This is a genomic window from Oleiphilus sp. HI0123 (assembly GCF_001635315.1).
On the sequence record NZ_LWGE01001687.1, the window covers coordinates 1 to 3,434 of the forward strand.

Below are 3,434 nucleotides of genomic sequence, written 5' to 3' on the forward strand. Positions count from 1 at the left end.
AGGTATCTAACAACTGTGGCTGCTCGCGCTGCATAGAGCTCCCAATTAGATGGGAATACAGGGCTTCGAATAGGAACATTATCAGTATGCCCCTCTACCAGCATAGCGTTATCGTGCTGGTTCATAATACCTGCAATTTTTTCAATAATTGGCAAAGCATCATCAACAGGCTCCACACCGCCGCTTTGAAAAACAACCGTATCATCCAACGAGATCTCGATCCAATCGTCTTTCTTCTGAACGCTTACCTTTTCCTCGAATATCAAGTCTTCAAAGTTATCTTCAAACTCCCCTGCTATCATTTCGAGTTGGAGGTCTTCTTTGCTAGGTTCCTTCTTTTTCTTTCGTTGATCAGGGGGTGGTGATGACTCACCGATCATTGGTTGGATAAAAATTTCACGTGAATCCGGAGAGGTAGAGCGAGGACTTATATCTCCAACCTGAATTGGCTTTATGGTTTTCGCGGGAGCGTTAAAGACCCCTTCCAAACTCTCAGAAAGGACTTTATATTTACCTTCATTTACCGAAGAAATTGAATACATCACAACGAAGAAAGCAAACAGCAAAGTGATAAAGTCAGCGTATGATACTAACCAACGCTCATGATTATCATGCTCTTCTTCTAATTGCCTGCGCATAGCTTAGCTCAAGTAATAGTTAAGTGATAAAGCCGCGTAGCTTTAGCTCGATTGAACGAGGGTTCTCTCCCTCTGAGATTGCCACCAAGCCTTCGATAAGCATTTCTCTATACTGGGATTGCCGTTGAATCACAGACTTTAGCTTACTACCGACTGGGAAAAACAGCAGGTTGGCAAATGCAACGCCATAAATTGTCGCTACAAAGGCAGTCGCGATACCAGCGCCAAGAGAGGATGGGTCAGCAAGGTTACTCATAACATGTATCAGACCCATTACTGCGCCAATGATACCAATGGTAGGAGAATACCCCCCCATCCCGTCATAGATCTTTGCTGAACTAAGGTCATGACGCTCTTTAGAAATAAGATCCAACTCAAGTACATTTCTAATCACTTCAGGCTCAGCACCATCAACGAGCAGCTGAAGACCTTTACCAGCAAAAGGCTCATCTTCTTTATCGACTGAAGACTCTAGCCCAAGCAAGCCCTCTTTTCTTGCTCGCATACTCCAGGAAATAACCTTTTCAATCCCGTCATCAATCGACACATAAGGCGGTATAAACACCCAGCGCAACATGACAATGCCTCGCTTTAATGTCTGAAAAGGAGTTTGTAACAATATCGCAGCAAACGTACCGCCTATAACTATTAAGGCAGCGGGGCCATTAAATAATGAATCAATATGGCCACCCTCTAGGTAGTTACCACCTAAAATGGCACCAAAGCCAAGGATAACACCTAAGATACTCAGCAAATCCATTACATCACTCCTTCAATCACGTGATCTGCTATGGCGTCAATATCAAAAGAGCCGTCAGAGTAACCAGCCTTGTCAACTGCCATCGGCATTCCATAAATTACGCAGCTTTTTTCGTTCTGAGTATAAACCGTGGAGCCAGACTGTTTAAGCAAGCGGCAACCTTCTCTACCATCGGCCCCCATACCAGTCAGAACAATTCCCAAAACTCTTCCGGGGAACGCTTTCGAAGCTGAACCGAAAGTCACGTCGACGGAAGGTTTGTAGGTCAACCTAGCATCACCTTCCAAAATTGAGATAGACCGACCTTTACCCGAGACAATCATTTGCTTAGCACCAGGTGCTAAAATTGCTGTTCCTGCCTGCAATGTTTGCCCATCTACTCCATGCTTAACGGTAAGTTGACATAAATTGTTTAGGCGCTCTGCAAATGCAGGGGTAAAGGTCTCAGGCATGTGCTGAACAATCAGTACAGGAACCGGCAGATTAGCCGGTAGCTTTGACAGTACTTTTTGTAAGGCAACCGGCCCACCCGTTGAAGCGCCGATGACTAGAAGGTCTACCGGGTGAGATAACTTCTTGGCTCTGTGCGTGGCGCGTTGACCACGATTAGTACTCTGTACTTCCGGGCGTGACGGCACACTTTTATTTGTAGTGCTTGGGCGTCCGCTCACTGCTCTACGCTTTAAAACACTTGAACTCTCACTTGCTTGTATACTGGATGAAGCCTCTGGGTTTAGTGAGCTAGCGCTGCTAACCGAGCCACTTTGAGAAGTTCCACTCTTTTTTGCAATAGCCAGGATTCTTTTCTTCAGAACCTCTTGCATTTTCCCTGCATCGCGAGCGATATCTTCAAAATTCTTTGGTAAAAAATCGACCGCTCCAGCTTCTAGCGCATCTAGCGTTACACGAGCACCTTCGTAGGTAAGAGATGAGAACATTAGAATAGATGTAGGGCATTCTTGCATGATATGGCGAATAGCTGTAACGCCATCCATAACAGGCATCTCGTAATCCATGGTGACCACATCAGGGGACAATTTCTTTACGAGCTCAATTGCTTCACGCCCGTTTGACGCAGTACCAACGATCTTGATTTCAGAAACCAAGCTTAGAATTTCACAAACCCGTTTCCGAAAAAAGCCAGAATCATCTACAACTAATACAGTGACACTCATCGAATCTAACAAGCGCCCCCGTAGCGATAAAGATTGCAGCGTGTACTATAGCGACAGCGCATCCTGATTTTTAGCCTATGCGTAGCGGTCTAATAGACTTGGAATATCTAGTATCAAGGCGATACGACCATCACCCGTAATCGTTGCGCCGGCCATGCCTGCTGTGCCATGTAGCATGTCACCAAGTGGTTTAATCACGACTTCTTCTTGGCCAACCAACTGATCCACAATAAAGCCTACGCGCTTACTACCCACAGCGACAATCACCACATGAGCAGAATCAGTATCTTCAGTGTATGAATTCACTAACCAGCGTTTGATGTAAAACAAGGGATAAACATTATCACGAACAACAACACACTCCTGTCCATCAACAACATTTGTCTTGGTCAAATCAAGGTGGAAAATTTCAACCACACTAACCAGAGGAAAAGCAAAGGACTGATTTCCAAGCTTAACCATCAAGGTAGGCATGATCGCCAAAGTTAAGGGTACTTTAATTGAAAGTCGCGAGCCTTTACCTAACTCAGAATCAATATTTACCGTACCGTTTAACTGGGTAATTTTTGTCTTAACAACATCCATTCCCACACCACGGCCGGAAATATCGGATATTTCCTGCTTAGTCGAAAAGCCAGGTGCAAAAATAAGGTTATAACATTCGCTATCGCTTAAGCGATCAGCAGCGTCTTGGTCGTAAATGCCTTTTTCAACAGCTTTTTGACGTAGAACCTCAGCATCCATACCTGCGCCATCATCTTCAATGGCTAGCATGATATGATCACCTTCCTGCTGTGCTGACAGAACCACCTGCCCTATACGTTCCTTACCTTTCGTCACACGGTCATCAGGCATTTCAAT

The 3,434-nt window shown here is 45.0% G+C and carries 4 protein-coding genes; all 4 read right to left on the reverse strand.

The genetic code is table 11. The annotated features are described in order from the left end of the window. On the reverse strand, positions 1-638 hold a 638-nt coding region (locus A3761_RS26380), incomplete at its 3' end, for a flagellar motor protein MotB (protein ID WP_068750953.1). A 19-nt stretch (positions 639-657) separates the two neighbouring features. Continuing rightward, positions 658-1,398 carry a flagellar motor protein gene (locus tag A3761_RS22805; protein ID WP_068554882.1) on the reverse strand — a complete coding sequence of 247 codons (741 nt, stop codon included), beginning with the start codon at positions 1,396-1,398 and terminating at the stop codon, positions 658-660. Further along, on the reverse strand, positions 1,398-2,573 hold the full coding sequence (locus A3761_RS22810) for a chemotaxis response regulator protein-glutamate methylesterase (RefSeq protein WP_068513746.1): 1,176 nt from the start codon (positions 2,571-2,573) through the stop codon (positions 1,398-1,400). Before A3761_RS22810 ends, A3761_RS22805 begins: the two co-directional genes overlap by 1 nt. A 75-nt stretch (positions 2,574-2,648) precedes the next feature. Next, the coding region (locus A3761_RS22815; protein ID WP_197473188.1) for a chemotaxis protein CheA at positions 2,649-3,434 on the reverse strand (786 nt) is incomplete at its 5' end.